A 26,087-nucleotide genomic window follows, 5' to 3' on the forward strand; every position below is an offset into this window, starting at 1 on the left:
CGAAAGGATACCTATGTTTAAATTATTAAAGACTTTTCAAATTGTGTATGAGCAAATGAACTTTTCCAAAGCAGCTGCCTGCTTATATATCTCACAACCAGCCGTTTCTAATCAAATCAAACAATTAGAAGAAGAATTAGGCTGTTCATTGTTTTTAAGAAATGGTCGACAAGATGTGGTCCCTACTAGACAAGCAGAAGTCTTATATCATCGTTTGCTAAATTTAGCTGATGATTGGCAAGAAACATTAACAGCTCTTCATCAGGCGAGATTACCTAAAGAAACTTGCCGAATTGCTGCGTCTAATACTTTTGCAGTTTATTATTTGCCAGAACTAATGCAGCATTTACAGACACAGTATGCAACGATCAATTTTGTTTTAGAAATGAATAATTCAGAAGAAGTAGTGGAAAAAGTTGAAAAACATCAAGTTGATTTTGGCTTTATCGAAAAACCATTAATTACGAAAGGCGCATCTCGTGAAGAAATTATTCAGGATCAATTGGTTTTAGCTGGGGACCCTGCCAATCAGAATTGGTTGGTACGTGAAAAGGATTCTGGGGTCTTTCATTATACCCAACAGTATTTAGAAGAAAGTAATCAAAGCCCAACACTCATGACGGTTAAAAATAATGAAATGATTGTTAAAATGTTGGAATTGGGCATGGGGCAATCGTTACTTTCAAGAAAGGCGATTACTGAAAAAATTCCCTTCCAAACGTTAGGTGAAAAGTACTGGCGTTCCTTTTATTTTTTGACACGAGGACATTTAAAATCCTCCTTGCTTCAAGAAGTAAAACAAGCAATTTATCGATTCTATCAGACGGAAATGACTAAATACTAAAACGTTCTCTTTGTTTATTTATCAATCTTTGACTACACTAAAAGAAAACGAAGGAGGGAACCACAATGCCTAAATTTTCACCTTGTTTATGGTTTGACAAACAAGCGGAAGAAGCTGCTAACTTCTATACAACAATCTTTGAAAAGGGTGCGATTCTAAGTAAAACGAACTACGTTAATGAGGAGCACCAACCTCAAGGAACATCATTAATGACCATTGAATTTACCTTAGCGAACCAAACAATCATTGGTTTAAATGGCGGACCAGAATTTTCCTTTACGCCAGCTAGTTCATTTTTTGTTGAATGTAAAACATTATCACAAACAGAAACGTTGTGGAAAAATTTAACAGCTGATGGACAGATATTGATGCCTTTTGGGGAATATCCTTTTAGTCCTTTATATGGTTGGGTAATGGACAAATTTGGTGTTTCTTGGCAATTGTCTTTTTCAGGAAAAGAGCAAACAATTGTACCAACCTTTATGTTTGCAAATGAAAAATATGGCGAAGCAGCCAAAGCTCTATCAGAATGGATGGCGATTTTCGGTCCAGGCGAAATAATTGAAAAAGTTGAATATGATGATGGGAACATTGCGCAAGCACTTTTCACATTACAGGAGCAACCGTTTCGAGTAATAGATGCACGCGATAAACATGACTTTGATTTTACCATGGCTTTCTCCATTTATATTGATTGTGAGAATCAGGAGGAAATAGATCGGCTATGGCAACAAGTGACTGTTAAAGGGAAAGAATGGCCGTGTGGCTGGATGGAAGATCAATTTGGAGTCAGTTGGCAAACAGGCAATGCTGAACTGAAACGTTATTTATCTGACTCAAATCCAGCTAGAGCAAATGAAGTGACCAAAAAATTGTACCAAATGAAAAAAATAGATTTAAACCAGTTAAAAGAAGTGTATGACAAATATAATCATTAGAAAAACTGAGGTTGTCTGATACACTACACTTCGTTTCATTGGTCTCAATTTCTATGCATAAAACATACTAGAGTTGCAGGACTTGTCTTTTAAGGATCAAGACCTGCAACTCTTAAAAGTGGTTGAGATTGTGGTCTAACGGAGTTGATAAGTAGCATCAGCGAATCACTACGTTTCTCGTGGTTCTAATCAATGTTGGTTGCTTGTTTTCTCGCCAGAGGCTTATCACAGTTTTATCCTGCGAGTTTCGAAGAGGCTATTTCTATTCCGTTGTTTATCTTAAGGGTTAGGACGCTGCCGATTTTTTTATAAGATTATGCTATAATTAAGAGTAGCAAATTATTGAAGGAAAAATGAAAAGTCCAAAATAGGAAGTGGTAAAATGATTGAGTTAATTGTGTTGTTAACAGTTTTTACTTATGGAACAAACTTTGTTTTATATCTTATTTTGAAAAATAAAAAGTCTATGCCAATTGTCGAAAAAGCTTCTATTTTATTAGGAATTAATATGTCTGTGTTATTATTAGATGGTATTTTTGCTTTCGTTGGTAAATTCATCATGTTATCAGAATGGGAATTATTAGCGCCTATTTTTGAAATAGTGTAAAAATCATCATAAAGTCCTATATCCAAAAAGAATGAAGTTTGTTAGGATAAGAAAGATGAAAATTTAGAGACAAAAGAGGTGGGATTGCATGGCTAAAATTATGATTGTCGAAGATGAAACAACCATTCGAGAATTAATTAGCGAGGAATTACAAAAATGGCAATTTGAAACGATTGGAACAACCGATTTTAATGATGTATTGGATGATTTTCAAGAGGAGAATCCCCAATTAGTCTTGATGGATATTAATTTACCTGTGTATGATGGGTACTATTGGTGTCAAAAAATTCGTGAAGTTTCTAAAGTACCAATTATTTTTATTTCGAGTCGTAGTACCAATATGGATATGATTATGGCGATGAACATGGGCGCGGATGATTTTGTTACAAAACCGTTCCAGATAGATGTTTTAATTGCTAAAATCAATGCTTTGTTGCGCCGCTCTTATAACTATTCTGATACGGATAGTGAAGTGCTTTCACATAATGGCATTACTTTAAATGTGGACAATGGACGAATGGAAATCAAAGGCGAAATGATCGATTTAAGTAAAAATGAATACCGATTACTGTATCTTTTAATGAAGAAGCACGGAAAAATTTTAACACGTGAAAAACTATTGCGCGCTTTATGGGACGATGAACGTTTTGTGGATGACAATACGTTGACGGTAAATATCAATCGTTTACGAAAAAAAATTGAGCAAGCAGGGATTGCTGGCTATATTGAAACCAAAGTCGGCGTCGGTTATATGGTGCCCTAGATAGGAGTAGACAATGACCATTCTAAAGTATTTAAAAGATCGCTGGTTATTACTAATTGGTTGGTTATTTTTTCTGTTCTTAACTTGTTTTATTTTATGGTTGGCTCCTAATGTCCGCTTAGATTGGACAGTGGTTGGCTATATCTTTTTACTGCAATGTGTTTTTTTATCGCTATTTTTAACAATTGATTATTATTTAAAACGTAAATGGTGGCTTTCGTTGGCAACGGAAAAAGAGCCGCCTTCTTTACAAGAGTATTTGAATACAGCAGAAAAAGAAGAAGAACTACTTGTCCAAACGTATATTAACGGTTTATTGCAAGAGCACCAACAAACTATGCAGCAAGCAATTAACAACCAACAGGACCAAAAAGATTACATTGACTCTTGGGTCCATGAAATTAAAGTTCCCTTAGCGGCTATCACCTTACTGGTACAATCTGTCGAAGATGATATTCCAGAGAAAAAATATTATCTATTGGAAAATGAGTTAGGGAAAATTGATGAATATGTCGAGCAAGTCCTATATTATGCTAGACTGGATAGTTTTTCTCGAGATTATTTACTCCAAGAATATTCTTTAAAAGAAATTGTGCAATCTGTTGTTCGTACGCAAGCAAATTATTTTATCCAAAAAAGATTGCAATTCTCAATTGAAGGGGAAGATGAAGCGGTTTTAACCGACCGAAAATGGGTCATTTTTATTTTCCGCCAATTATTAAGTAATGCAGTCAAATATACGCCAGAAGGTGGCTCGATTACGGTCCTAATTTCCAAAAATAAACAAGGTGTTTATTTATCTTTAAAAGATTCTGGAATTGGCATTCCGACGCAAGATCAACGACGCATTTTTGATAAAGGATTTACTGGTGAAAACGGGCGAAAAAGTGAACAGCATTCGACTGGTCTAGGCCTGTATTTAGCCCATAGCTTAGCGAAAAAGTTAGGTCATGATTTAACAGTCGAATCGACAGAGGGGCAAGGGACAACGATGACATTGTTTTTCCCATCCCTTAGTTATTATAATGAAGTGAAATAAAAAGTAGGTCTATCAGCAAATTTAAGAGATGATAGGCCCTTTTTTAATTTATTAAAACTTTCTTGCTAACTTCTCTTACTCTTCTTAGTTGTTTAGAAAACGTTTTTATTGTTAGAATGAAATGAAATAAATTTGTTAGGAGAATATTATGAGTTTACTTATCGCTTTAGTGCCCATGATTGCATGGGGCAGTATTGGTTTAGTCAGCGGTAAAATTGGTGGAAGCGCCAATCAACAAACGTTAGGTATGACAATCGGCGCATTACTATTTTCAATTGTTGTCTTTTTTGTCATCCAGCCTACGTTGACGACAGCCACATTAATTGTTGGATTTATATCTGGCTTATTCTGGAGTTTGGGACAGAATCAACAATTTCATAGCATGAAATATATGGGCGTTTCCGTTGGTTTACCAATTTCAACTGGGATGCAGTTAGTTGTTAATACCGTTGCAGGGGCTGTTTTTTTCCATGAATGGACGAAAACAAAAGACTTTGTTGTGGGCTTTATCGCTTTAGCCTTTTTAGTTTTTGGAGTGTATTTAACAGCTCGACAAGATGATGACAGCCAACCGAAAACCTCAAATAGTATGTTAGATTTTAATAAAGGGATTCGGGCGTTGATTTTCTCAACAGTTGGGTATGGTGTCTATACCATCATTATTAATGCCACTGGTTTAGATCCGTGGGGAATTATCTTACCACAAAGTATTGGTATGTTGGTGGGGGCCAGTTTCTTTGCCTTCAAAAAAGTCAAAGTTGATCGTTTTGTTTGGATGAATATGACGACGGGGCTGCTTTGGGGCTTAGGAAATATTTGTATGTTATTAACCATGCGTGAAATTGGCTTAGCAATTAGCTTCTCTTTATCACAAATGGGGATTATTATTTCGACTCTTGGGGGCATCTTCCTTTTAGGCGAAAGAAAATCAAAAAAAGAAATGTTTTATGTTATTTTTGGTTGCATTTTTGTTATTCTAGGTGGTATCCTTTTAGGGTATATGAAAGCGTAAATAGTTTATTTACGCTTATTTTTTTTACGGGGGTAAACACATGTCTATTTTCAGAAAAAAAGAAATCACTGTGCCTGTCAATGACAGTGGTGGGATGAAAAAAAATCTTAAGACGATGGACTTAATTTTTCTAGGAATTGGGGCTGTAGTAGGAACAGGGATTTTTGTTGTAACAGGTGTCGCAGCGGAACGCTATGCAGGTCCAGGGCTCGTCTTATCATTTCTGGTAGCAGCAGCCGCGATTATTCTATCTGGTTTATGTTATGCAGAATTTGCATCACGTATTCCGGTCATTGGCGGGCCGTATGCCTACATGTATGTGGTCTTTGGAGAAATTGTGGCTTGGATGACTGGTTGGATGATTATTTGTGAGTTTTTCTTGGCGGTTTCATCCGTTGCTTCAGGTTGGTCAGGTTATGTCCATGGCTTTTTGGATAGCTTAGGTTTTTCTTTGCCGCAAGCGTTAAGTGGCGCTTATAATCCAACAAATGGTACATATATTGATTTGATTGCCATGTTGGTCGTTGTAGCTGTAACTTTTTGGGTATCCTTAGAAGCGAAAACAGCGTTACGTTTAAATAACTTAATGGTTTTCGTGAAGTTTGGGATTATTTTATTATTTGTTCTCGTTGGGATCTTTTATGTAAAACCGACGAACTGGCAACCGTTTATTCCTTATGGTTTTTCAGGCGTTTTCAGTGGCGCTGCTTTAGTTTTCTTTGCCTTTTTAGGGTTTGATGCAGTCAGCATGGCAGCGGAGGAAGTGAAGAATCCGAAAAAAGATATTCCAAAAGGGATTATTGGTTCCATTATTATTTCAACATTGTTATATATTGTTGTTACGTTAGTTTTAACTGGGATTGTTCCATTTACGGATTTAGGGGTCAAAGATCCGGTGGCTTTTGCGATGCGTTTCATTAATCATGGCGCAATTGCGACAATCATTTCAGTTGGCGCTATTTTAACCTTATTAACAGTGACGATTGCGATGATGTACAGTTTAGCCCGTGTGATTTATGCGATTAGTAAAGATGGATTATTGCCACAGTTTATGAGCAAAATCGATGAGAAGCGGCACACACCTAAGAATGCAACCTATGTAGCTGGATTTTTAGCAATGGTTTTTGCTGGGATTGTTCCAATGGAGATGTTGGCTGAACTTACAAATATCGTGACACTCTTTTATTTGATGTTTCTCGCTTTCGGAATTATCAAATTACGAACAATGAAAGGAGAACCGCAAGCAGGTGAATTTAAAGTACCACTCGTGCCGGTTCTACCATTAATTTCAATCGTGGTTTGTGCAGCCCTGATGTTCCAATTGTCTGTAGCTACTTGGCAAGTATTTGGCGTAGCCGTAGTGATTGGTTTGGCTATTTATTTCTTTTATGGTCGACATCATAGTATCGCTCGTTTCGAGACAAAAGAATAAAAATGAACGAAAAAATGAGAGGAATGCTTGTCAAATAGACAGGTGTTTCTCTCTTTTCTTTCTGGCATTTTCTTCATTTTCAAGAGAAAACCGACAAGAAATATAGTTTAATAATGTCTAATTATGGTATACTGTTTAGGAGTAAATCCTGAGGGTTTAGGAAAATGACTAAAGGAGGTTTTTTCTGTATGTCACAGAAAGAAACATTTTATATTACCACCCCAATTTATTACCCAAGTGGGAAGTTACATATTGGGAATTCATATACAACAATCGCCTGCGATGCAATGGCCCGTTACAAGCGTTTAATGGGTTTTGATGTATTCTATTTAACAGGTGTGGATGAACATGGCCAAAAAATTGAAAAAAAAGCTGCTGAGTTGAATGTGACACCAAAAGAGTACGTTGATAAAATGGCAGCAGATGTTCAAAAATTATGGAAAACATTAGATATCAGCTATGATAAATTTATTCGGACAACGGATGATTATCACATGGCAGCCGTGCAACAAATTTTTGATCGTTTAGTAGAACAAGGAGATATCTACCTTGGAGAATATGAAGGTTGGTATTCAGTTTCGGATGAAGAATTTTTCACTGAAACACAATTAGCTGAAGTATATCGTGACGACGAAGGCAATGTCATTGGTGGGAAAGCACCAAGTGGTCACGAAGTCGAATTAGTTAAAGAAGAATCCTATTTCTTCCGCATGAGTAAATATGCGGATCGCTTGGTAGAATATTACGAAGAACATCCAGAATTTATTCAACCAGAATCTCGTAAAAATGAGATGCTAAATAACTTCATCAAACCGGGATTAGAAGATTTAGCCGTTTCAAGAACGACTTTTTCTTGGGGAATTCCATTAAAAAATGATCCAAAACATGTGGTTTACGTATGGATTGATGCGTTGTCAAACTATATTACAGCACTAGGTTACGGCTCAGAAGATGATTCATTATTCCAAAAATATTGGCCTGCGAACGTACAAATGGTTGGGAAAGAAATCGTGCGTTTCCATACGATTTATTGGCCAATTATGTTAATGGCCTTGGATTTACCATTACCGAAAAAAGTCTTTGGACATGGTTGGTTATTGATGAAAGACGGAAAAATGTCTAAATCTAAAGGAAATGTTGTTTACCCTGAAATGTTAGTAGAACGCTACGGTCTAGATGCGTTACGTTACTATTTATTACGAGCAATTCCATTTGGTAGTGATGGCGTCTTTACACCAGAAGATTTCGTTTCTCGCTTAAATTATGATTTAGCTAATGACTTAGGAAACTTGTTGAATCGAACAATTGCGATGATTAATAAATATTGTGATGGCAAAGTACCAGCTTATGCTTCAAAAGTTACCCCATTTGATAGTGAACTATCGACAACTGCGGCTAATGTTATTGGAAAATATCATGAAGCAATGGAAAAAATGGAATTTAACACGGCTATTGCAGAAATCTGGACGCTGGTTTCTCGTGCAAATAAATATATTGATGAAACAGCGCCTTGGGTATTGGCTAAAGAAGAAGAGAAACGCAATGAATTAGAAAGTGTCATGATCCATTTAGCGGAAAGCTTACGAATTGTGGCAATCTTATTGCAACCAGTCATGACAGAAACACCAGGGAAAATTTTCGAACAATTAGGCTTAGATCCAGAAACAATGAACATGGAAAATATTCATTTTGGTGAGTTCCCAACAGACGTAACAGTAACAAGTAAAGGAACACCTATTTTCCCACGTTTAGAAATTGAAACAGAAGTGACGTATATTCAAAAGAAAATGTCCCAAAGCGAAAGTGCCACAGAAGAGGATATTAAATGGAATCCAGAAGAAACAACGTTGGTTTCAACGAAAGAAAAACAAATTAAGTACGATGATTTCGATAAAGTGGAATTAAAAGTTGCCGAAGTTATTGACTGTAAAAAAGTCAAAGGAGCAGATAAATTATTGCAATTCCGTTTAGATGCTGGGGATGAAAACCATCGTCAAATTCTTTCAGGTATTGCTGAATTTTATCCAGATCCAGCTGCGCTAATTGGTAAAAAAGTAGTCATTGTGGCTAACTTAAAACCAAGAAAAATGCGTGGTCAAATTAGCCAAGGAATGATTCTTTCAGCTGAATCACCAGAAGGTAAACTTCAAATTGTTGAAGCACCAAAAGAAATGCCAAATGGTGCAGGAATCGCGTAAAAGTATAAGTGTGAAAGATAAAAGGTGAATTGTAACCTTTTATCTTTCACACTTTTTTTGTATACTAGAAGAAAAGTGATTTGATGTGAGGGAAGTTTGATGGCTTATCATAAATTTAAGTTTTATGAGCAACGAAAAAATGATCCTAAATGGCGTCCGTATTATTTAGAAGCTATGAGAGTAAGGGAACAAGCACGGCTAACAGTTCAACGTAGAAAAAGAAGGGCAAGAATTAGAACCTTTTTAGTGGTTGCGCTACTGGTTATTTTAGTTTTTCTGTTATTGGCTCATTGGACATATTCACAAACAAGTGAACTCTCTTTCTCCAGTTTTATCGACGTCCTAAAATCGAAAATCAACGAATTTTTCAATTAAAAGAATCGAAGAAAAGCCTAGAAAAAATCATTTGCGATTTTTCTAGGCTTTTCTATTTTAGAGTTTCACTTTTTTAGGTATTCGTTTTTTGCCAAAACGGCCTTTTGTTAGGCGACTTGGTAAAATGAACAGTAAGAGTGAAAAAGGGACACTGATAATTTGCCACGTGAGTAAACGGCCTAAGCTATTATTTTTATAGAGCCACTCTAATATAAAATGCAGCCCTAAAATACTTAACAAAGCCAAGCCTGTCAGGAAATAAGGTGTTGATACCCAGTCGGTCGTTTTCAAGAGACTAAAACCTAAAGGAATTAGATAAAAGTAAGCACTTGTTAAAGTAATCCGCCAACTTTTCATAACGGTGCCTAAATTAATTATAAAAAAAAGTAAAGATAGGACTAAAGCAAAAGGTGGAAACAAAGCCACTAACGCCGAATAGATGGTTCCCCAGACGAGCATTAAGGGACCTTTAACAATAGCGGCAATAAGTGTAAACAAGCCAATTAGGAGTAACTGCTGTGTCAGTGAGCCAAAGGTTAGCAAGCCAAATAAAATAAGCAGTAGCCAGTGCCAAATGGTTTGGTTTTGTTGTTTTCGCTCAATAGTTACATTTTTTTGGATAGAGGTTTTTAAAAAATTCTCTAAATCAGGTGAGTGTTTCACCTTATCACGCTCCTCTCAACTTAAGAGACAATAAACGAGTAGGTCTACTAATTAAAAAGCAGGGCCTACTCGTTTATTATAAGTGGTTTTTCTAAAAATAAAATCCGCCTTAAGTCTCAGTTACTCGGCTGCCAAGTAAGGTGCAAACCATTCAGACAGTGTGTCGGTATATGGTAAAATGACCCGTTTCATTCCACGAGAAATAGCAGTATACAGGATTTTTTTATCTCGTTTATTGTCAGAATAGCGATTAACATTTGGGTTATGAAGAATTACGTTATCAAATTCTAGACCTTTTGCCATATCAATTGATAAAACTTGCAGTGACGGATGCTCTTCCAATGAAAGAGAAGCACTGAGTTCTTTTGTTAATTGTTCTTTTTCTGCAAAAGTTTTAGTAATAATGGCGGTGCTTTCTTTCGGATCAAAAGTTGCAATGGAAGTGACGATTGCTTTAAGATAGTCAGACGCAGAGTCACAAGGAATAAATGTCGGCTTTTCTCCATCATGCCGGATGGGCACAATGGTTAATTGCTCTGGTTGAGTGCCTAATGTTTGGAAGAGCCGCGTAATTTCTTTACTTGAACGGTAACTGTTTAATAATTGATAGGTTCCAACAGCACGGCTGGTTTCTTTAACCAATAAATCGTGGGCTTCAGAAAATTCAATGGCTGTATTAAAGATGGCTTGATTTTCATCACCAGCTAAAGTAAAACTAGCCTTAGGGAAAAGTGTCAGCAGCAACAATAATTGGGCTTCTGTATAATCTTGGACTTCATCAACTAGGATAAAAGCCATTTGCTGGTTGACGAGGTTTTCAATAAATGCATGTTTCACCAAAATAAGGGCCACAATTTCATCGGCTGTGAAAACAGCTGTCTCTTTTTGATACGATTTTTCAGTGAATAAAGAATAAAACGTTTCAAAAAAGGCCCATTGATCTAGCCAATCATCATTTTTGATAGCGGCAGTGATAGAGCGATATTTTTTCTTCAAACGTTTTAAAGCAAAATCAGCCAGATGTTTTTCATTATCTTCGGTAATCACTGTGCCAAAATAACGAACTTGTTCAGCTTCTGTTAAGTCTTGGAATTGATCCAACATTTTTTTAGAATGGGCTTGTTTTAATAAGTACCGTGTCCAAAGACTGGTTAATTTTTCTTTTGTGGCTGAAATTCGTTGGCGAATACTCAAGTCAGCTGGTGTTTCTTGATAAAGTTTAAAAATTGTTTCTGAAGTAAATAAGGTCTGCTTTTTAAAAGTTAAAGGACGGAAAAAATGTGGCTGCACAACTGCTTTTTCAGGATTGCTTAAAAGAAACGTTGCAAATTCTCTTGAACGAATAACGTGCTCTTGCTCCGTTGCCTCAGAGCGAGTAATGCGTTCGAAATAGTCCGTTTCTTCTTCCATGGGCCATGCTTCTTTGGTAGTAAAGCGCAAAAATTGTAAAAGAGTCAAATTCAAGGGATTTCGTTCGCCTAAATTCGGTAAAACTTGAGAAATATAATCAATAAATGTTGAATTTGGTGAAAGTAATAAAATATTATCCGCCGTAATTTCTGCTCGATGTTGATAGAGTAAATAAGCAATCCGTTGCATAATCGCAGACGTTTTCCCACTACCAGCAATCCCGTTGACTAGCAGGAGTGGCTGCGTTTCGTCACGAATTATTTGATTTTGTTCTTGTTGAATGGTTGTCGTAATGTCCTTCATGTAAGGAGAAGCATCTTCTTCTAAAGAATGCAATAACACATCATCTTGAATCGCAATGGTTGTGTCAAAATAGTTGATTAATTGATCTTTTTCAATAATTAACTGTCTTTTCAAATCAAGTTGTACAGGAATGGTTTGTTGATGTGCCATGTAGGCTGTTTTCCCTAAAACATTGTCATAAAATAACGAAGCAATCGGTGAGCGCCAATCGTGAATGCGCGTTTCTTCTAAAGAAGTAAAATCGTTTACGCCAATATAAAAGTTTTCTGGCTCTTCCGGGCTGTCTTCAAAAGTCACGCCAATTTTGCCAAAATAAGGAACTTGTAATAGACGTTTCACTTTGTCTAAATTTTTAGCCGTTGCTTCATTTTTTAAGTTCCACTGATCAATTTCACGGTTCTTCATTTCCAACATGGCAAACGTTTCTAGATTATCGGCATAACTATCAAAATTCAGCTTAGAATCGCGACCAAATTCCTCTAGCATATGTTTGCCATCTTTCATTGTGTTCGCCAATTGCTCTTCGTAAACTTTTTTAGCCGCTTGCAGCTCATGATAAACCGTTGTTAAATGCTGTTGTTCATAAATTTTTTCATCGGTCATGGAGATTCCTCCTTTTAATAACATGACTGAATAGTATACGTTACTTTTATCAGAAATGCAAGCGCTGTTTATGAGGAAATGGCGAATCTTGTCGCCTAGTCATTCAGATTTTTCAAGAAATATGATAAAGTAGAGAGGAGATAAAGGAGGCAATCATAATGATTTTTGATACACATACACATTTGAATGCAGAACAATTTAATGATGATATTCCAGAAACGATTGCACATGCCCAAGAATTGGGTGTTACAGAGATGGCCGTGGTCGGTTTTGATGAACCAACGATTGAAAAATCTCTTTTACTTAGTCAGGAATATGCCAATATTTATAGTATCATTGGTTGGCATCCAACAGAAGCGGGCAGCTATACGCCAGAGGTTGAACGACGATTACAAGAACAATTAACGTTGCCAAAAATTGTCGCATTAGGTGAAATCGGTCTTGATTATTACTGGATGGAGGATCCTAAAGAGGTGCAAGAAAAAGTCTTTCGCCGTCAAATTGCGATTGCTCGGGAAATGAATTTACCGTTTAGTGTGCATACGAGAGAGGCATTAGAAGATACCTATCGAATTTTAAAAGATGAAAAAATTTCAGATATTGGTGGAATCATGCATAGTTTCAGTGGCGATGCCGAGTGGATGAAGAAATTTTTAGATTTAGGTCTGCATATTTCTTTTAGTGGAGTCGTAACGTTTAAAAAGGCGTTGGATGTTCAAGAAGCGGCGATGGCGGTACCACTCGAACGAATGTTGGTGGAAACAGATGCACCCTATTTAGCTCCCGTTCCTTATCGTGGTAAACGGAATGAACCAGGCTATACACGATACGTAGTGGAAAAAATTGCTGAATTACGACAACTAACCTTTGAAGAAGTGGCAGAACAAACGAGAGTCAACGCTCATCGCTTGTTTGGGATAGATAAATGAAGGGAAAAATGAAAGTTGCAGAAATCATTGTCGTTGAAGGAAAAGACGACACACGCCGCATTCAAGAGGTAGTTGAAGCGGATACGATTGAAACGATTGGCTCTGCTATCAATGATGAAATTTTGACACAAATTGAACACGCACAAGAAACGAGAGGCGTAATTATTTTTACAGATCCAGACTATTCGGGCGAAAAAATTCGTAAAACAATAATGGAAGTCGTTCCTGATGCAAAGCATGCTTTTTTATCAAGAAAAGTCGCAGTGCCTAAAAAAAATGGCGGTAGCCTAGGGGTTGAACATGCTAGTGATGAAGCAATTATTGAAGCCTTAAAAAAAGTCGTGACACCTGTCCAAGCTGGTGAAGACTATCAAGAAATTCCTAGACAAACACTAGTTGAATATGGTTTAATAGCGGGAGCAAATGCCAAAAAATACCGTGAATTATTAGGAGATGACCTAAGAATTGGCTATACAAATAGCAAACAGTTAGTCAAACGGTTAAGCATGTTTCGGATTACAGAAGCAGAATTGAAAGAAAGCATGACACGTATTTTAAAAGAACTTGCAAACGAAGAATAACTACATGGAGGAACAAGCGTGACGGACTATAAAGAAATTGCCACACCATCCAGAACCAAAGAAATACTAAAAAAGCATGGATTTTCATTTAAAAAGAGTTTAGGTCAAAATTTTTTAACAGAGCCTAATATTTTAAGAAAAATTGTAGAAACAGCGGGAATTAATCAGCAGACAAATGTTGTCGAAGTCGGGCCTGGAATTGGTGCATTAACAGAGCAATTAGCGATGAACGCAGCCCAAGTTGTGGCTTTTGAGATTGATGATCGCTTGATTCCTGTCTTAGCGGATACCTTAAGTCGCTATGATAATGTGACAGTGGTTCATCAGGATGTTTTAAAAGCTGACTTGGTCGAGACAACCAACCAAGTTTTTCAAGAGAAGTATCCGATTAAAGTGGTGGCGAACCTACCTTACTATATTACTACGCCAATTATGATGCATTTTTTAGAATCTTCTTTAGATGTAGCTGAAATGGTTGTGATGATGCAAAAAGAGGTCGCTGATCGAATTGCTGCTAAACCAGGAACGAAAGCTTATGGCTCATTATCAATTGCTGTCCAATATTTTATGGAAGCAAGTGTCGCCTTTATTGTGCCAAAAACAGTTTTTGTACCGCAGCCCAATGTTGACTCGGCGATTATTAAATTGACACGCCGTGCTACACCAGCGGTGACAGTGACCGATGAAAAAGAATTTTTCAAATTAACCAAAGCCAGTTTCCAATTAAGACGTAAAACATTATGGAATAACTTAACGCATTTTTATGGGAAAGATGAACAAACGGTGGCTTGGCTAAAAGAAAGCCTAGCTGAAGCAGAAATCGATCCTTCTAGACGTGGTGAAACATTGTCTTTAGAAGAATTCGCTCGTTTAAGTAATACTTTAGAAAAAAATAAACCAGTATAAAAAAGAACTTTCTGTTATTTATGAGAAATAACAGAAAGTTCTTTTATGTGTCTTGACACATTGCGGCTGTTCAGCTACACTTGAGAAAAACAAAAAGGTGTCATGACACCTTTAGGAGGCAGTTTTAATGAAAACAAACTCAGTAAAACGTTTAACAATTTCAGCACTTTTAATTGCAATGGGGATTATCATTCCAATGGTTATGCCAAGAATTACCATTGGTCCAGCCAGTTTTACGTTAGCAAGTCACGTCCCAGTTTTTATTGCCATGTTTATTTCTCCAGTGGTGGCAATTGCGGTTAGTCTAGGAACAGGTTTTGGGTTTTTCTTATCCGCGACACCGATTATTGCTTTACGGGCCTTATCTCATTTGATTTTTGCAGTCATTGGCGCAGTGATTTTACAAAAGCATCCAGAAATTTTAATTAATAAAGAGGGGAAATTTACTTTATTAAATGGGAAATTACAGTTGTTTAACGTGGGGATCGGAGTGATTCATTCCGCTGCCGAGCTAGTGGTTGTTTCTGTGTTTTACACAATGGGCAACTTGCCAGGAACCTATTATACAGCCGGCTTCATGTATTCTATTTTTCTTTTGATGGGCGTTGGTGGATTAATTCATAGTTTAGTGGATTTCAGTATTGCCTACTTTTTAGCAAGTACCTTAAGTAAACATGTAGATATTCCAACTTTTACAGAAGCGAAACAACCCAAAGTGATAAAGAAGAAGGTTAAATTAGCATAAAGAGAAACAATCGAGGCAGCCGTCATTGCGACGGCTGCCTCGAGATTTTTTTATTTAATGACTTCTTCTGTTTGAGGGTCGAAGAAATGTCCTTTATTAATATCAAAAGCTAAGTCAATCATTTCACCAGGATGGTGGAAGTCACGAGCATCTACTTTTGAGATAAACTCTGTATCACCAATTTTTGTATAAAGCATGGATTCAGCCCCTAATAATTCAGAAACAACGACTTCAGATTTAATCACCGCATCTTTCATTGCCGTTAAAGCCACTTGTTCGCTATGAATATCTTCTGGCCGAATACCGAAAATTAATTCTTTGCCTTCATAACCATGTTCAACGAGCTCTTTGTTTCTTCCTTCAGGAATTGCTAGTTTTAAGCCATGTTGGTTAGAAATAACCCCATTGTTTAAGGTAACTTTGAAGAAATTCATGGCAGGTGAGCCGATGAACCCAGCTACGAACATGTTTTTTGGTGTATTGTAAACTTCTTTTGGTGAACCAATTTGTTGAATAAAGCCATCTTTCATAATTACGATTCGATCAGCCATAGTCATCGCTTCGGTTTGGTCATGTGTCACATAAATTGTCGTAGTTTCTAAACGTTGGTGTAGTTTAGCGATTTCAGCACGCATGGCTACACGTAATTTTGCATCCAAGTTTGATAAAGGTTCATCCATTAAAAAGACTTTGGCATCACGGACGATTGCCCGCCCAAGTGCAACACGTTGGCGTTGCCCACCAGAAAGTGCCGCAGGTTTACGCTGTAAGTACTCTGTTAAGCCCAGAATATCCGCAGCATTTTCCACCCGTTTTTTAATTTCAGCTTTATCATATTTTCTTAGTTTTAAACCAAAAGCCATGTTATCAAAAACAGTCATATGCGGATAAAGCGCATAGTTTTGGAAAACCATGGCAATATCACGATCTTTTGGCGCAACGTCATTCATGACTTTGTCCCCGATTGATAATTCTCCTTCAGTGATATCTTCTAAGCCAGCAATCATTCGCAATGTTGTTGATTTACCGCAACCAGAAGGTCCGACAAAGACGATAAATTCACGGTCTGTAATTTCTAAGTTAAAATCTGTAACAGAATAATGTTCTGCATTGTCATATTTTTTATACACATTTCTAAGCGCCATTTCCACCATTTGATACGTCACTCTTTTCTTTTTGATTTGTTACTCATAGTTTAAATGAAAACGCTATCTTTCGGCAAGGGAGAATTGCACAAGAAAAAGAAGACTTTTTCGTCAAGGTGACAAAGGACAAACACTCTCAGCGGATTTATCGATAAACTTTTGTTATAATATAACAAAGACAGGAGTTGGATAACATGAAAATCGCTTTAATCGCTCATGATCGTAAAAAAACATTAATGATCAAACTAGCAACCGCTTATAAACATATTTTAGAAAAACATGAATTGTATGCAACCGGGACGACAGGCATGAAAGTGATGGAAGCAACTGGCCTACACGTGCATTGCTTTAAATCAGGGCCATTAGGTGGGGATCAACAGATTGGCGCAATGATATCAGAAGACAACATTGATTTAGTTATTTTTTTAAGAGATCCTCTTTCTGCACAACCACATGAACCAGATGTGACGGCTTTGATTCGTCTCAGTGATGTCTATGAAATTCCTTTAGCGACCAATATTGGCAGTGCTGAAATTCTTTTGAGAGGTGTCGAGGCGGGGTTTGCGGACTTCCGTGAGGTCATCCATGAAGGCGATCGTCGACCGTTAGCTTTTTAGAGAACCTTAATGGTTATTTTGACTATTTTGTGGTATATTTTATGAGGACTTTTGTCCAAATAAAATAACAGAGTAGGAGACAAAGCGTTAAGTGCTAAAAGGATGGGATGTTGCCTTTTGGACGAAGAACATAAATAGTGTGTTGCTAGAAAGCAAAGGTTCTTACTTTGCTTATCATCAGAACAACACGTTCAGCTTTTTAATGTTCGCGGTTTTGTTTTCGCATTCGCTGCATGGTTCGTCATGTAGCAGCTCTTAGAGGAGATGCTAAAAATGACAAAGAAAAAATTTGGCACAAAATCCATTGCGTTAATGGGCGTACTCATTGCGGTGGTCGTTGTCTTTTCACGCTTTTTTGCGTATGAAACAACGTTTTTAAAAATCAGTTTCACGTTTATTCCAGAATCATTGATTGGGATGATTTTCGGACCTTTTTGGGCTGGAATCGGCACGGCGGTGGCTGATGTAGTAGGAATGTTGCTTTTTCCAAAAGCAGGCTATTTTCCTGGGTTTACTTTAAATGCCTTTTTGGCTGGTGCTATTTATGGTTATTTCTATTATAAGAAAGAAATGACATGGCAACGAGTGATTTTGGCGACATTGATGGTCACCGTTTTAATTAATATCATTTTAACTCCTTTGTGGTTAAGTTTAATGTATGGAGTCAATCTAGCAAATTTTGCTTGGTGGGTGCCACGCTTAGTTAAAACAGTTATTTTCTTTCCCATTCAAGTAATTGCCACTTATTATTTAGGCAATAAAATTCCTTTTAAACGTTTATTTAGGAAACCATTATCTGAATTAGATCAATAAATTTAAAATTAAAAGAGTCACTTTTCATCATCCCAGAAAAGTGACTCTTTTTTATTGTGCTTTTTGATTAAACTGTGCTTCGTAAAGGTCACGATAATAACCCTGTTCTTTTTGCAATAATTCGTCATGGGTACCAATTTCAACCACTTGACCATTATCCATAACTAGAATTTTTTCAGCACTTTTGATTGTTGCTAAGCGATGGGCAATAACAAAACTGGTCCGGCCAGTCATCATTTGTAAAAAAGCATCCTGAATTTTTTGCTCAGTCAGCGTATCAACTGAACTGGTCGCTTCATCTAAAATAAGCATCGGCGGATTACTAATCATCGTGCGTGCAATGGTCATTAATTGTCGTTGTCCTTCAGAAATTTTAACGCCTTGGGAACCAATCTCGGTATCTAGTCCTTGAGGCAAACGCATGACGAAATCAAAAATATGGGCTTTTTTCATGGCTTCTATAATTTCTTCCTCAGAGGCTTCAGGATTACCGTACGTTAAATTTTCCCGAATGGAGCTATCGAATAGCCAAGTATCTTGGAGAACCATGCCAAAACTTTTTCGTAAGCTATCCCGAGTAATTTGAGTAATGTCGTGAGTATCAACCGTAATTTGGCCACGGTCTACCTCGTAAAAGCGCATTAACAAATTCACTAATGTTGATTTACCCGCACCAGTTCGCCCAACAATGGCAATTGTTTCTCCTGGTTCAGCAATTAAATTAAAGTTTTCGATTAAAGGTCGCGTTGGCGTGTAAGAAAAATCAACGTCTTTAAATTCAACACGGCCTCGCGCTTCTTTCAAAACAATTGCGTTCGGGGCATCAGGACGTTCAACTGGTTGATCCATCATATCAAAGGTACGTTCCAATCCAGCTAAGGCTGCTTGGATTTGGTTGGTGATGCCTGAGAGTTCAATAAAAGGTTTAGAAAATTGACTAGAGTAAATGGTGAAACTGGAAATAACACCAACTGTGACTAAAGGATTGCCACTTAAAACTAACAAGCCACCGACTAATCCAATCGATAAATAAGATAAATGATCGATAAATCGAGAAAGTGGGTTGGTTAAGGAAGAAGAAAACTGAGCCTTCTGTCCTTTTTCATACAACGTTTGATTCAATGCTTCAAATGTTTCTTGCGTAGCTTGTTCTTGTTGAAAGGCTTTAACAATTTTTTGGTTGCCAACCATTTCTGAAACGAAGCCGGAAATTTCACCAACAATCGTTTGTTGAGCAGCAAAGTTTTTTTGTGAAGCTTTTGCGACAAGCCAGTTTACAATAAAAATAATCGGCGTACTGATAAGAACCACTAATGTGAGCAGGGGACTTAGCCGAATCATAAAGAGTAAGGCAACAACGACGGTGGCCATGCCAGAAAATAATTGGTTGAAGACGGCCGAGCAAGCCATTGAAATATTGTCAATATCGTTGGTAAAGCGACTGACGATATTGCCGTGTGACGTTTGGTCATAATAACTTAACGGTAATTGATTTAAATGGGCAAAGGCGTCTTTTCTCAGCTGTGTGGTCGATAAATAAGACACGCGATTACCGAGACGTTGAATCAGCCATTGACTTAGAACGGTTACGAGTAAAATTCCTGCTAATAAACCTAAAATTTTGATGAGTTGCGCAGCATTGACTTGCCCTTTCCCAACCATTGTATCAACGGATTTACCTATATAATAAGTCATGAGGACAGTCGAAAAACCACTGAGAATTCCTAGGATTAAGGCGCCGATAATTTCTTTTGGATAGCGTAGTAAATACGGCTTAAAACGTGAGAAGGCACCAAAATGAATTTTTTTAGTTTGCATGGGTATCCTCCTCCTGTGACGCAACGATTTCTTGATACTCTTTAGAAGAAGTAAGTAATTCTTCGTGGGTGCCAAGGCCAGCGACTTTTCCACTATCTAGGACTAAAATTTGATTCGCCGTAGCAATCGAGCTCACGCGTTGTGAAATTAAAATGACAGTTGTCTCTGCTCGCTCTTTTTGTAAAGCACGGCGCAGATTCAAATCTGTTTGATAGTCGAGGGCACTCAAGGAATCATCTAAAATAAGTAAATGCGGTTTTCTAATCAAGGCGCGGGCAATGGTCAACCGTTGTCTTTGTCCACCAGAAAAGTTTTTTCCGCCTTCGTTAACAGGTGTGTCTAACCCTTGGTCTAATTGTTCAACAAATTCTTTGCATTGGGCGATAGCTAATGCTTCCCAACAGTCTTCATCAGTTGCATTTGGTTTGCCCCATTGTAAGTTTTCTCGAATAGTCCCTGTAAATAAGACGGCAGTTTGTGGGACACTTGCAACTTGTTGGCGTAAAGTAAAGAGCGGCCAATCGCGCACATTTACACCATTAATAAAAAGGTTTCCTGCACTCACATCATAAAATCTGGGAATGAGTTGGGTTAAGGTACTTTTCCCGCTGCCGGTAGGTCCCGTGATACCGAGAATGGAGCCTTTAGGAATCGTAAAATTGATATTTTCCAAAGCCAAACCGGCCTCTGGTTCATAGCGAAAATCCACATGGTCAAAGGTAATATCACCAAATTGTGGAGATGTTTTTGCTGATTCTGGTGTATCTGTTAACTGGCTTTCTACAGTTAAAACCGCATTGACACGGTTTGCGGAAGCGGCGGCTCGCGTAAAAATTACCACGAGATTAGAAGCAACAATTAAAGCGAGCATCATTTGATTCATATAATTGATCAACGCTAAAACTTCCCCTTGTTGCAAGGAACCAAAAGAAACTTTTAAGCCACTAAAATAAAGTAAAAATAAAATCCCAACATTCATAATCAAAGTGGTTAAAGGCGTTAATAAAGCAGAGACATTCGATACGCGAATGTAAATATCGCCTAAATCATCTGAAGCTTTATCAACATGTCGTTGTTCTGTTTCCTTTCTAGCAAACGCACGGATCACACGGACGCCGCTTAAGTTTTGACTGATTTGACGGTTTAACCGATCCAAATATTCTTGGACTTTTTGATATAAAGGCACAGTCACTTTAATGATAATAAAGAGAATAAGGCTAAAAATTGGTAAAAGTAATAGGAAAAGAAAGCCCATCTGTACATCAATGTAAAAAGCCATGACCACAGAACCGATACTTAAAAAAGGTGTTCGAATGACCAAACGAATAAACATCGCTAAAGCCAATTGAAGCTGATTGATATCGTTTGTGATCCGAGTGATGAGGGTATCTGTACCAAAACTATTCAATTCTTTGTGTGAAAGCTGATTAATTTTCTTCATTAATTGATTTCTTAGCTCCGTCCCAAAACCTTGTGAAGCGACTGAAGCATAATATTGACAAATCATAACAAAAAATAAACCAACTAACGACATAACGAGCATCCAGAGGGCCATTTCTATGACAGTCTGTCGGTCGTTTTGACGAATACCGACATCGACTAAGTGAGCCATGAATAAGGGTAAGACTAACTCGAAACAAGCTTCTAAAAATTTGAAGACTGGACCGAGGATAATTTGTTTTCGATAATTTTTTGCGTATTTCAGTAAACCAAACATAAGATTCCTCCCTTTGCTGCTCTCATTGTAGCCTAATCTTTCAATGAAAGAAAGTTGTTCGCTACATTTTCTCAACTTCTGTTAAAATAGAAGAAAAGCGCAAAGAAGTGGAGTGTGACAGAAACGTGGAAAAAATGAGTCAGGTTATTCTGTTATTTTTTATTTATTCCTTTATCGGCTGGTTATGGGAAACGGTGTATTGTTCATTAAAAGCTAAAAAATTTGTTTATCGAGGATTTTTGGTAGGCCCCTATTGTCCTATTTATGGATTTGGGATCTTAAGCGTTCTCTATTTTGTGGAACCCTTTGAGAATAATCTCTTGGTATTGTATGTCGGCTCAGCTGTTTTAGTGACGATATTAGAATATGTCACTAGTTATGGCTTGGAAAAACTGTTTCATGCCTCTTGGTGGGATTATCATGATGTACCTTTTAATTTAAACGGTCGCGTGGCTTTACCGGTTTCTCTTTTTTGGGGATTGGGTTGTGTCTTGATTGTCAAAGTTATTCAACCAGAAATCGCCAAAGTTGTCAGCTTTTTACAAGCAACCTTTGGCAACTACTTAGCACTTTGCATAGTGATTGTAATGGGGCTTGACTTAATTTATACATTGCTGAACATGCAAGGCTTCAAAAAACTCATTACCGAGATGGGACAAACGTTGGAAACGAACCAACAAGAATTTAAGCAACGGTTGGACACAAAAATGGAAATCGCTACAGCTGATTGGCAGAAGTTAAAAGAGCGAACCAAAAAAGAGCATTTCCAAAATCGGTTAAATTTCCAACAACGTCGTTTTATTAACAATTACCCAAAACTAACTTTAAAAAACATTAAAAATTCCAAAGAAGTTCGGCATCTCTTAGAAGATTTGAAGAAAAAGGTTCAATAATTAACAAAAAATATTACAAAATATTTCAATCAATGGTCTAATGGGATGAAAAAAAGAAAAATCGTCAAAGGCCAGTTTTTAAGGCATCTTAAGAAATTCTTAAAGAATTAAGATAGAAATGGACTAATGAATAAACGCAGGATAAAAAAAGAGCTGCATTTAAATTGTAATAAATTGTAACATAATTGAAATAAAACAAGCCCTCCTGACTAGTATAATGAGTAGGTGTTTTAGATAAGTTAGGAAAGGTGTTGGATTTAGTGAAGGTTAAAAAGTTGATACCATTTTTAACAACAATGATGCTTATCAATTTTGGACTTCCAGTCGCTGCGGCAGCAGAATCACTTGATTCGTTGCAAGAAAAAGAAGCGCAAGCGAAACAATCTGGGGAGTTAATTAGTAAAGAAATCAATTCAGCCTTAGACGATGTAAATGCTAAATATGCGGAAATCGAACGTTTAAAAACGCAAATTTCAAAAGCGGAAGATACGTTGAAAACTTCGAAAGAGGAAATAGAAAAAACAGAAAAAAATATTTCTCGTCGTAAAGAAGCTGTTGGCGATCGTATGAAGGATATTCAATTAAATGGCGACCAACGTACTTGGCAAGCCTTATTAGATGCAGAAAATTTATCAGATTTCTTTAATCGGGCCTACGCCATGACCGTTTTACAAAACTTTGAACGGGAAAAGATTGAAAGCTTAACTAGCGAAAAAGAAAAGTTAGCTGCATTACAAGAAAAAGTTGAAAATACGCAAACAACTTTAAAACAAAATGAAGAGAAATTACAAGTTGAAGCTTCTTCAATGAATAATAAAGTCTCTGATTTAAAAGAAAAAATGGCGAATAATGAAGAATTATTGGCTCAAATTTCGACAGACAAACAAAAAGAGCAACAACGCTTAGTCAGCGAAAAAGCAGCAGCTGAGGCACAGAAAAAACGTGCGGCAGAAACTGTAAAAGCAGAAGCAGCGAAGAAACAAGCAGCTGCCGACAAACAAGCGCAAGCAGATGCAGCGGCTAAACTAGAAGCCGAAACTGTTGAAGAGTCAAGCAGTCAAGCATCCAGCTCTTCTACAAGTACGGAAAGCAGTAGCTCTGAATCTTCAAGTTCAGCTAGTTCATCAGAATCGTCATCAACGACAGAATCATCGACAGGCGAACCATCAACACCCGGAACTGGCTCTGGTCGTGTGCTTCAGATGGAATCAACTGCTTATTCTTGGCGCGAAGCTGGTGCAAGTAATCTAAGTGCTACTGGCATTGACTTAAGTAAACAAAGCAATGTAGTTGCAGTTGATCCAAGTGTAATTCCTCTGGGGTCATTAGTGAAAGTCTCTGGTTATGGCTTTGCTATTGCTGGAGATACAGGTGGCGCTATTCAAGGAAATATTATTGATGTTCATTTTGATTCAGTAGACCAATGCAGGCTTTGGGGAAGACGTCAGGTTACAGTAGAAATTCAATAATAAATTTGTTATACTAAAGATAAGATAAAAGGAATTGGCTAAGTCAGTAATGATAGTAGCCAGTTCTTTTTTAGTTAAATGTAAAGGAGAATTACAATGATTCGCTCGGCAACAAAAGAAGACGGTCAAGCGATTGCTCGGCTAGTCCTAGTTATTTTAAAAGATATGGAGTTACCAATTTTAGAAGAAGTCTCAGAAGAACAAATGATTGACCTGTTAGCAGAGGCAACGGCGTATCCAACCTATCGCTATGGCTATCAACGAATTTTAGTTTATGAACATGCAGGTGAAGTTGCAGGGATTGCTGTTGGCTATCCTGCAGAAGATGAAAAGATTATTGATGAACCTTTAAGAGAAGTCTTTAAAAAACATGGCTTAGCAGAAGACGTTCGGCTATTTATTGAAGAAGAAACCTTGCCTAATGAATGGTATTTAGACACGATTTCTGTGGATGAACGTTTCCGCGGAATGGGAATTGGTTCTAAGTTATTAGATGCTTTACCTGAAGTAGCCAAAGCTAGCGGGAAGCAAGCCTTGGGTCTAAATGTTGATTTTGACAATCCAGGGGCGAGAAAGTTATATGCAAGCAAAGGCTTTAAAGATGTCACAACAATGACTATTAGTGGCCACTTATACAATCATATGCAGAAAGAAGTGTAAAAATAACGAAGCTAAAGTCAATCACTTTAGCTTCGTTATTTTTCATTAATCCGTTAAAGGATCAAAATCTAATCCAAAATCATCGGAAGTTTTTTGCTTTTTCTTATTATATAACCAGTAGTCAAGGACAGCTGCTATGCAGATGCACAACGGTGCGTCTGCATCATTGGCAACAGTTAAAACAAAATAGTCGCCTGTACAAAGCATGGTTTTATCCATTGACATGATTTTTTTATGGACTTGATAAATTGAATATTGGTGCGCTTTGATATCCCCAACAACTGCCCAGCGAAGGCCTTGAACATAATAGAAATCAGCATTCAAATTGAACAGTTTTCGTAGAGTACCCACTTTTTCGAAACGCTGGTATAACTCAAATCGTGTGCCAAAAGTCCAAGAAACTTGTTTAATACTGGCTAAAATTTCTCCGTTCATTGCATATAAAGAAAGCGCATCTCCTCGTGTGCCCCAGCGCCCCACTAATAGAAAAAGTGAACGGCCTGCTTGGTCTTTCACGATGGTTCGCGTAACTTTTCCTAACTGTTGTTCTTGAATAAAAAATTCAGACACGGCACGATCTCCTTTCTATATATAAATGAGTGCTGTAACTGGTAGTGCTGATTACAAATTTTCTCTTATTGCACGCAGGATGGCTTCGCCAACACCATTTTCTAAATTAGTGGCTGTTTCATATTTAGCATATTCTTTTAATTCCAGTTCGGCATTGCCCATTGCAAAACTTACTCCGGCCCATTGAATCATGCTGACGTCATTTAAGTTATCACCAATAGTCATGACTTGTTCAGCGGGAATCCCACGTTCTTTAGCGACGCGCGCAACCGCAATCCCTTTTTGTGCTAGGCGGTGGTTAATTTCAATATTATTAAGTGCAGAAGAGGTGACAACCAAATCATCTAGTTCTTCTACTTCCATCCCAGCGGGACCTAATACTTTTGGCCCATCCATGCTGAAGCCAAGAATTTTAAGGACTTCAATTGAATCATCTTTTAAAATGTCTTCTAAACGATCAACATAGGTAATATGCAATAAAGATAGGTGGGCTGAAGCCATGGCAATCGCCACTTTATAAGTTAAATGGGGCATGGATTCTGCAATATGAGCGGCAAAGTTTTCAATTCTTTTTTCTTGATGTTCAGAAAAAATACCTTTATTTGTAGAGATTTCATAGTAAACATTGTGTTGACTTAAAATAGTTAGTACTTCTGTTACTGTTTCTTTTTCGATCCCAGCCGTGAAAAGTGAGTGTCCATCTTTATCGAACACCTGGGCGCCGTTTAAAGTAATCATGGCGCAGTCAATTCCAGCTTCTTCTAACGCGGGTTTCGCTTCGGTATATGCGCGGCCAGTAGCAACCATAAATTCGATTCCTAAACGTTCCGCTTCGCGAATTGCTGAAGCGTTATCATTTGTGATGCTCATTTTTGCATCTAAAAGTGTTCCATCCATATCTGAAGCAATTAATTTAATCATCGATTCTCTACACCTCATTATCTATTTAAAGCTTACCTATAGTTTACCACGTTTTTCCAAGAGAAAGTACCCAGAAATTTCTTGTCAGGTTTGGAGAAATTCGTTATGCTTAGAGA

General features: G+C 37.4%; 25 protein-coding genes and 1 riboswitch. Of the genes, 18 read left to right on the plus strand and 7 right to left on the minus strand.

Annotated elements, in window-relative coordinates; genetic code table 11:
- The first annotated feature begins 13 nt into the window (after positions 1 to 13).
- The 9 genes from IGI87_RS03640 (at position 14) to IGI87_RS03680 (ending at position 9,208) form a co-directional block, all read left to right on the plus strand.
- Positions 14 to 844, plus strand: coding sequence for a LysR substrate-binding domain-containing protein (locus tag IGI87_RS03640; RefSeq protein WP_438736266.1), 831 nt, complete (start codon positions 14 to 16; stop codon positions 842 to 844).
- 65 nt (positions 845 to 909) lie between these two features.
- Positions 910 to 1,782, plus strand: a complete 873-nt coding sequence (locus IGI87_RS03645) for a VOC family protein (RefSeq protein ID WP_438736267.1) — start codon at positions 910 to 912, stop codon at positions 1,780 to 1,782.
- A 382-nt stretch (positions 1,783 to 2,164) separates the two neighbouring features.
- Positions 2,165 to 2,389 carry a hypothetical protein gene (locus IGI87_RS03650; RefSeq protein ID WP_438736268.1) on the plus strand — a complete coding sequence of 75 codons (225 nt, stop codon included), beginning with the start codon at positions 2,165 to 2,167 and terminating at the stop codon, positions 2,387 to 2,389.
- Positions 2,390 to 2,477: 88 nt separating this feature from the next.
- A complete protein-coding gene (sapR, locus tag IGI87_RS03655) occupies positions 2,478 to 3,152 on the plus strand; it encodes a two-component system response regulator SapR (RefSeq protein WP_002355809.1) in 675 nt (224 codons plus the stop codon).
- Between the two features lie 13 nt (positions 3,153 to 3,165).
- Positions 3,166 to 4,191, plus strand: coding sequence for a two-component system sensor histidine kinase SapS (gene sapS, locus IGI87_RS03660; RefSeq protein ID WP_104854543.1), 1,026 nt, complete (start codon positions 3,166 to 3,168; stop codon positions 4,189 to 4,191).
- A gap of 148 nt (positions 4,192 to 4,339) precedes the next feature.
- Positions 4,340 to 5,203: a GRP family sugar transporter gene (locus IGI87_RS03665; protein WP_002355811.1), complete on the plus strand. Its 864-nt coding sequence runs from the start codon at positions 4,340 to 4,342 to the stop codon at positions 5,201 to 5,203.
- A gap of 40 nt (positions 5,204 to 5,243) precedes the next feature.
- A complete protein-coding gene (locus tag IGI87_RS03670; protein WP_438736269.1) occupies positions 5,244 to 6,635 on the plus strand; it encodes an amino acid permease in 1,392 nt (463 codons plus the stop codon).
- A 188-nt stretch (positions 6,636 to 6,823) separates the two neighbouring features.
- Complete coding sequence (gene metG, locus IGI87_RS03675; protein ID WP_002373542.1) at positions 6,824 to 8,833, plus strand: methionine--tRNA ligase; 2,010 nt, start codon at positions 6,824 to 6,826, stop codon at positions 8,831 to 8,833.
- Between the two features lie 99 nt (positions 8,834 to 8,932).
- A complete protein-coding gene (locus IGI87_RS03680) occupies positions 8,933 to 9,208 on the plus strand; it encodes a hypothetical protein (protein WP_104854540.1) in 276 nt (91 codons plus the stop codon).
- 57 nt (positions 9,209 to 9,265) lie between these two features.
- On the opposite strand, the gene IGI87_RS03685 is transcribed toward IGI87_RS03680, so the two are convergent.
- Together IGI87_RS03685 and IGI87_RS03690 are read right to left on the minus strand one after the other, a co-directional pair.
- On the minus strand, positions 9,266 to 9,871 hold the full coding sequence (locus IGI87_RS03685; protein ID WP_438736271.1) for a hypothetical protein: 606 nt from the start codon (positions 9,869 to 9,871) through the stop codon (positions 9,266 to 9,268).
- A 120-nt stretch (positions 9,872 to 9,991) separates the two neighbouring features.
- Positions 9,992 to 12,211: a HelD family protein gene (locus IGI87_RS03690; RefSeq protein ID WP_438736273.1), complete on the minus strand. Its 2,220-nt coding sequence runs from the start codon at positions 12,209 to 12,211 to the stop codon at positions 9,992 to 9,994.
- Positions 12,212 to 12,345: 134 nt separating this feature from the next.
- Here IGI87_RS03690 and IGI87_RS03695 point away from each other — a divergent pair, with 134 nt between their 5' ends.
- The 4 genes from IGI87_RS03695 to IGI87_RS03710 all read left to right on the plus strand — a co-directional run bounded on the left by IGI87_RS03695 (position 12,346) and on the right by IGI87_RS03710 (position 15,348).
- The gene (locus tag IGI87_RS03695; RefSeq protein ID WP_104854537.1) at positions 12,346 to 13,116 is read left to right on the plus strand and encodes a TatD family hydrolase; all 771 of its coding nucleotides are present in this window, start codon (positions 12,346 to 12,348) and stop codon (positions 13,114 to 13,116) included.
- Positions 13,113 to 13,697, plus strand: a complete 585-nt coding sequence (gene rnmV / locus IGI87_RS03700) for a ribonuclease M5 (protein ID WP_438736274.1) — start codon at positions 13,113 to 13,115, stop codon at positions 13,695 to 13,697. Before IGI87_RS03695 ends, rnmV begins: the two co-directional genes overlap by 4 nt.
- A gap of 18 nt (positions 13,698 to 13,715) precedes the next feature.
- The gene (gene rsmA / locus IGI87_RS03705; RefSeq protein WP_438736275.1) at positions 13,716 to 14,603 is read left to right on the plus strand and encodes a 16S rRNA (adenine(1518)-N(6)/adenine(1519)-N(6))-dimethyltransferase RsmA; all 888 of its coding nucleotides are present in this window, start codon (positions 13,716 to 13,718) and stop codon (positions 14,601 to 14,603) included.
- 127 nt (positions 14,604 to 14,730) lie between these two features.
- On the plus strand, positions 14,731 to 15,348 hold the full coding sequence (locus IGI87_RS03710; protein WP_002355821.1) for a hypothetical protein: 618 nt from the start codon (positions 14,731 to 14,733) through the stop codon (positions 15,346 to 15,348).
- 50 nt (positions 15,349 to 15,398) lie between these two features.
- Here IGI87_RS03710 and IGI87_RS03715 read toward each other — a convergent pair whose 3' ends face one another.
- Positions 15,399 to 16,502: an ABC transporter ATP-binding protein gene (locus IGI87_RS03715; RefSeq protein WP_002355822.1), complete on the minus strand. Its 1,104-nt coding sequence runs from the start codon at positions 16,500 to 16,502 to the stop codon at positions 15,399 to 15,401.
- Positions 16,503 to 16,687: 185 nt separating this feature from the next.
- On the opposite strand from IGI87_RS03715, the gene mgsA reads away from it, so the two are divergent.
- The gene (gene mgsA, locus IGI87_RS03720; RefSeq protein ID WP_113795002.1) at positions 16,688 to 17,110 is read left to right on the plus strand and encodes a methylglyoxal synthase; all 423 of its coding nucleotides are present in this window, start codon (positions 16,688 to 16,690) and stop codon (positions 17,108 to 17,110) included.
- A gap of 66 nt (positions 17,111 to 17,176) precedes the next feature.
- A riboswitch (THF riboswitch) is annotated at positions 17,177 to 17,344 on the plus strand.
- 30 nt (positions 17,345 to 17,374) lie between these two features.
- The gene (locus tag IGI87_RS03725) at positions 17,375 to 17,923 is read left to right on the plus strand and encodes a folate family ECF transporter S component (RefSeq protein WP_438736277.1); all 549 of its coding nucleotides are present in this window, start codon (positions 17,375 to 17,377) and stop codon (positions 17,921 to 17,923) included.
- 51 nt (positions 17,924 to 17,974) lie between these two features.
- On the opposite strand, the gene IGI87_RS03730 is transcribed toward IGI87_RS03725, so the two are convergent.
- On the minus strand, positions 17,975 to 19,741 hold the full coding sequence (locus tag IGI87_RS03730) for an ABC transporter ATP-binding protein (protein WP_129317367.1): 1,767 nt from the start codon (positions 19,739 to 19,741) through the stop codon (positions 17,975 to 17,977).
- Positions 19,731 to 21,458 carry an ABC transporter ATP-binding protein gene (locus IGI87_RS03735; protein ID WP_002397937.1) on the minus strand — a complete coding sequence of 576 codons (1,728 nt, stop codon included), beginning with the start codon at positions 21,456 to 21,458 and terminating at the stop codon, positions 19,731 to 19,733. The genes IGI87_RS03730 and IGI87_RS03735 overlap by 11 nt, the downstream gene beginning before the upstream one ends.
- 125 nt (positions 21,459 to 21,583) lie before the next feature.
- Between IGI87_RS03735 and IGI87_RS03740 the strand changes: the two genes are divergently transcribed.
- The 3 genes from IGI87_RS03740 to IGI87_RS03750 all read left to right on the plus strand — a co-directional run bounded on the left by IGI87_RS03740 (position 21,584) and on the right by IGI87_RS03750 (position 24,480).
- Positions 21,584 to 22,351, plus strand: a complete 768-nt coding sequence (locus IGI87_RS03740; protein WP_164982959.1) for a putative ABC transporter permease — start codon at positions 21,584 to 21,586, stop codon at positions 22,349 to 22,351.
- Between the two features lie 248 nt (positions 22,352 to 22,599).
- Complete coding sequence (locus IGI87_RS03745; protein ID WP_438736278.1) at positions 22,600 to 23,820, plus strand: 3D domain-containing protein; 1,221 nt, start codon at positions 22,600 to 22,602, stop codon at positions 23,818 to 23,820.
- A gap of 96 nt (positions 23,821 to 23,916) precedes the next feature.
- The gene (locus tag IGI87_RS03750; protein WP_002355832.1) at positions 23,917 to 24,480 is read left to right on the plus strand and encodes a GNAT family N-acetyltransferase; all 564 of its coding nucleotides are present in this window, start codon (positions 23,917 to 23,919) and stop codon (positions 24,478 to 24,480) included.
- A 45-nt stretch (positions 24,481 to 24,525) separates the two neighbouring features.
- Here IGI87_RS03750 and IGI87_RS03755 read toward each other — a convergent pair whose 3' ends face one another.
- Positions 24,526 to 25,050, minus strand: a complete 525-nt coding sequence (locus tag IGI87_RS03755; RefSeq protein ID WP_280211917.1) for an LURP-one-related/scramblase family protein — start codon at positions 25,048 to 25,050, stop codon at positions 24,526 to 24,528.
- A gap of 51 nt (positions 25,051 to 25,101) precedes the next feature.
- Entirely contained in the window at positions 25,102 to 25,971 is an 870-nt protein-coding gene (locus tag IGI87_RS03760) for a Cof-type HAD-IIB family hydrolase (RefSeq protein WP_438736279.1), read from the minus strand.
- Positions 25,972 to 26,087: the final 116 nt, after the last annotated feature.

The sequence above is a fragment of the Enterococcus sp. DIV1444a genome (assembly GCF_051712125.1).
GTDB classification, from domain to species: domain Bacteria; phylum Bacillota; class Bacilli; order Lactobacillales; family Enterococcaceae; genus Enterococcus; species Enterococcus faecalis.

Excerpts from the sequence above, each read along its gene's own strand:
- sapS (WP_104854543.1), top strand. The coding sequence starts at position 3,166 with ATGACCATTCTAAAGTATTTAAAAGATCGCTGGTTATTACTAATTGGT.
- mgsA (WP_113795002.1), top strand. The coding sequence starts at position 16,688 with ATGAAAATCGCTTTAATCGCTCATGATCGTAAAAAAACATTAATGATC.
- IGI87_RS03650 (WP_438736268.1), top strand. The coding sequence starts at position 2,165 with ATGATTGAGTTAATTGTGTTGTTAACAGTTTTTACTTATGGAACAAAC.
- IGI87_RS03645 (WP_438736267.1), top strand. The coding sequence starts at position 910 with ATGCCTAAATTTTCACCTTGTTTATGGTTTGACAAACAAGCGGAAGAA.
- IGI87_RS03690 (WP_438736273.1), bottom strand. The coding sequence starts at position 12,211 with ATGTTATTAAAAGGAGGAATCTCCATGACCGATGAAAAAATTTATGAA.
- IGI87_RS03710 (WP_002355821.1), top strand. The coding sequence starts at position 14,731 with ATGAAAACAAACTCAGTAAAACGTTTAACAATTTCAGCACTTTTAATT.
- IGI87_RS03735 (WP_002397937.1), bottom strand. The coding sequence starts at position 21,458 with ATGTTTGGTTTACTGAAATACGCAAAAAATTATCGAAAACAAATTATC.
- IGI87_RS03680 (WP_104854540.1), top strand. The coding sequence starts at position 8,933 with ATGGCTTATCATAAATTTAAGTTTTATGAGCAACGAAAAAATGATCCT.
- metG (WP_002373542.1), top strand. The coding sequence starts at position 6,824 with ATGTCACAGAAAGAAACATTTTATATTACCACCCCAATTTATTACCCA.
- IGI87_RS03730 (WP_129317367.1), bottom strand. The coding sequence starts at position 19,741 with ATGCAAACTAAAAAAATTCATTTTGGTGCCTTCTCACGTTTTAAGCCG.
- IGI87_RS03760 (WP_438736279.1), bottom strand. The coding sequence starts at position 25,971 with ATGATTAAATTAATTGCTTCAGATATGGATGGAACACTTTTAGATGCA.
- IGI87_RS03750 (WP_002355832.1), top strand. The coding sequence starts at position 23,917 with ATGATTCGCTCGGCAACAAAAGAAGACGGTCAAGCGATTGCTCGGCTA.
- rnmV (WP_438736274.1), top strand. The coding sequence starts at position 13,113 with ATGAAGGGAAAAATGAAAGTTGCAGAAATCATTGTCGTTGAAGGAAAA.
- IGI87_RS03725 (WP_438736277.1), top strand. The coding sequence starts at position 17,375 with ATGCTAAAAATGACAAAGAAAAAATTTGGCACAAAATCCATTGCGTTA.
- IGI87_RS03640 (WP_438736266.1), top strand. The coding sequence starts at position 14 with ATGTTTAAATTATTAAAGACTTTTCAAATTGTGTATGAGCAAATGAAC.
- IGI87_RS03715 (WP_002355822.1), bottom strand. The coding sequence starts at position 16,502 with ATGGTGGAAATGGCGCTTAGAAATGTGTATAAAAAATATGACAATGCA.
- sapR (WP_002355809.1), top strand. The coding sequence starts at position 2,478 with ATGGCTAAAATTATGATTGTCGAAGATGAAACAACCATTCGAGAATTA.
- IGI87_RS03670 (WP_438736269.1), top strand. The coding sequence starts at position 5,244 with ATGTCTATTTTCAGAAAAAAAGAAATCACTGTGCCTGTCAATGACAGT.
- IGI87_RS03695 (WP_104854537.1), top strand. The coding sequence starts at position 12,346 with ATGATTTTTGATACACATACACATTTGAATGCAGAACAATTTAATGAT.
- IGI87_RS03665 (WP_002355811.1), top strand. The coding sequence starts at position 4,340 with ATGAGTTTACTTATCGCTTTAGTGCCCATGATTGCATGGGGCAGTATT.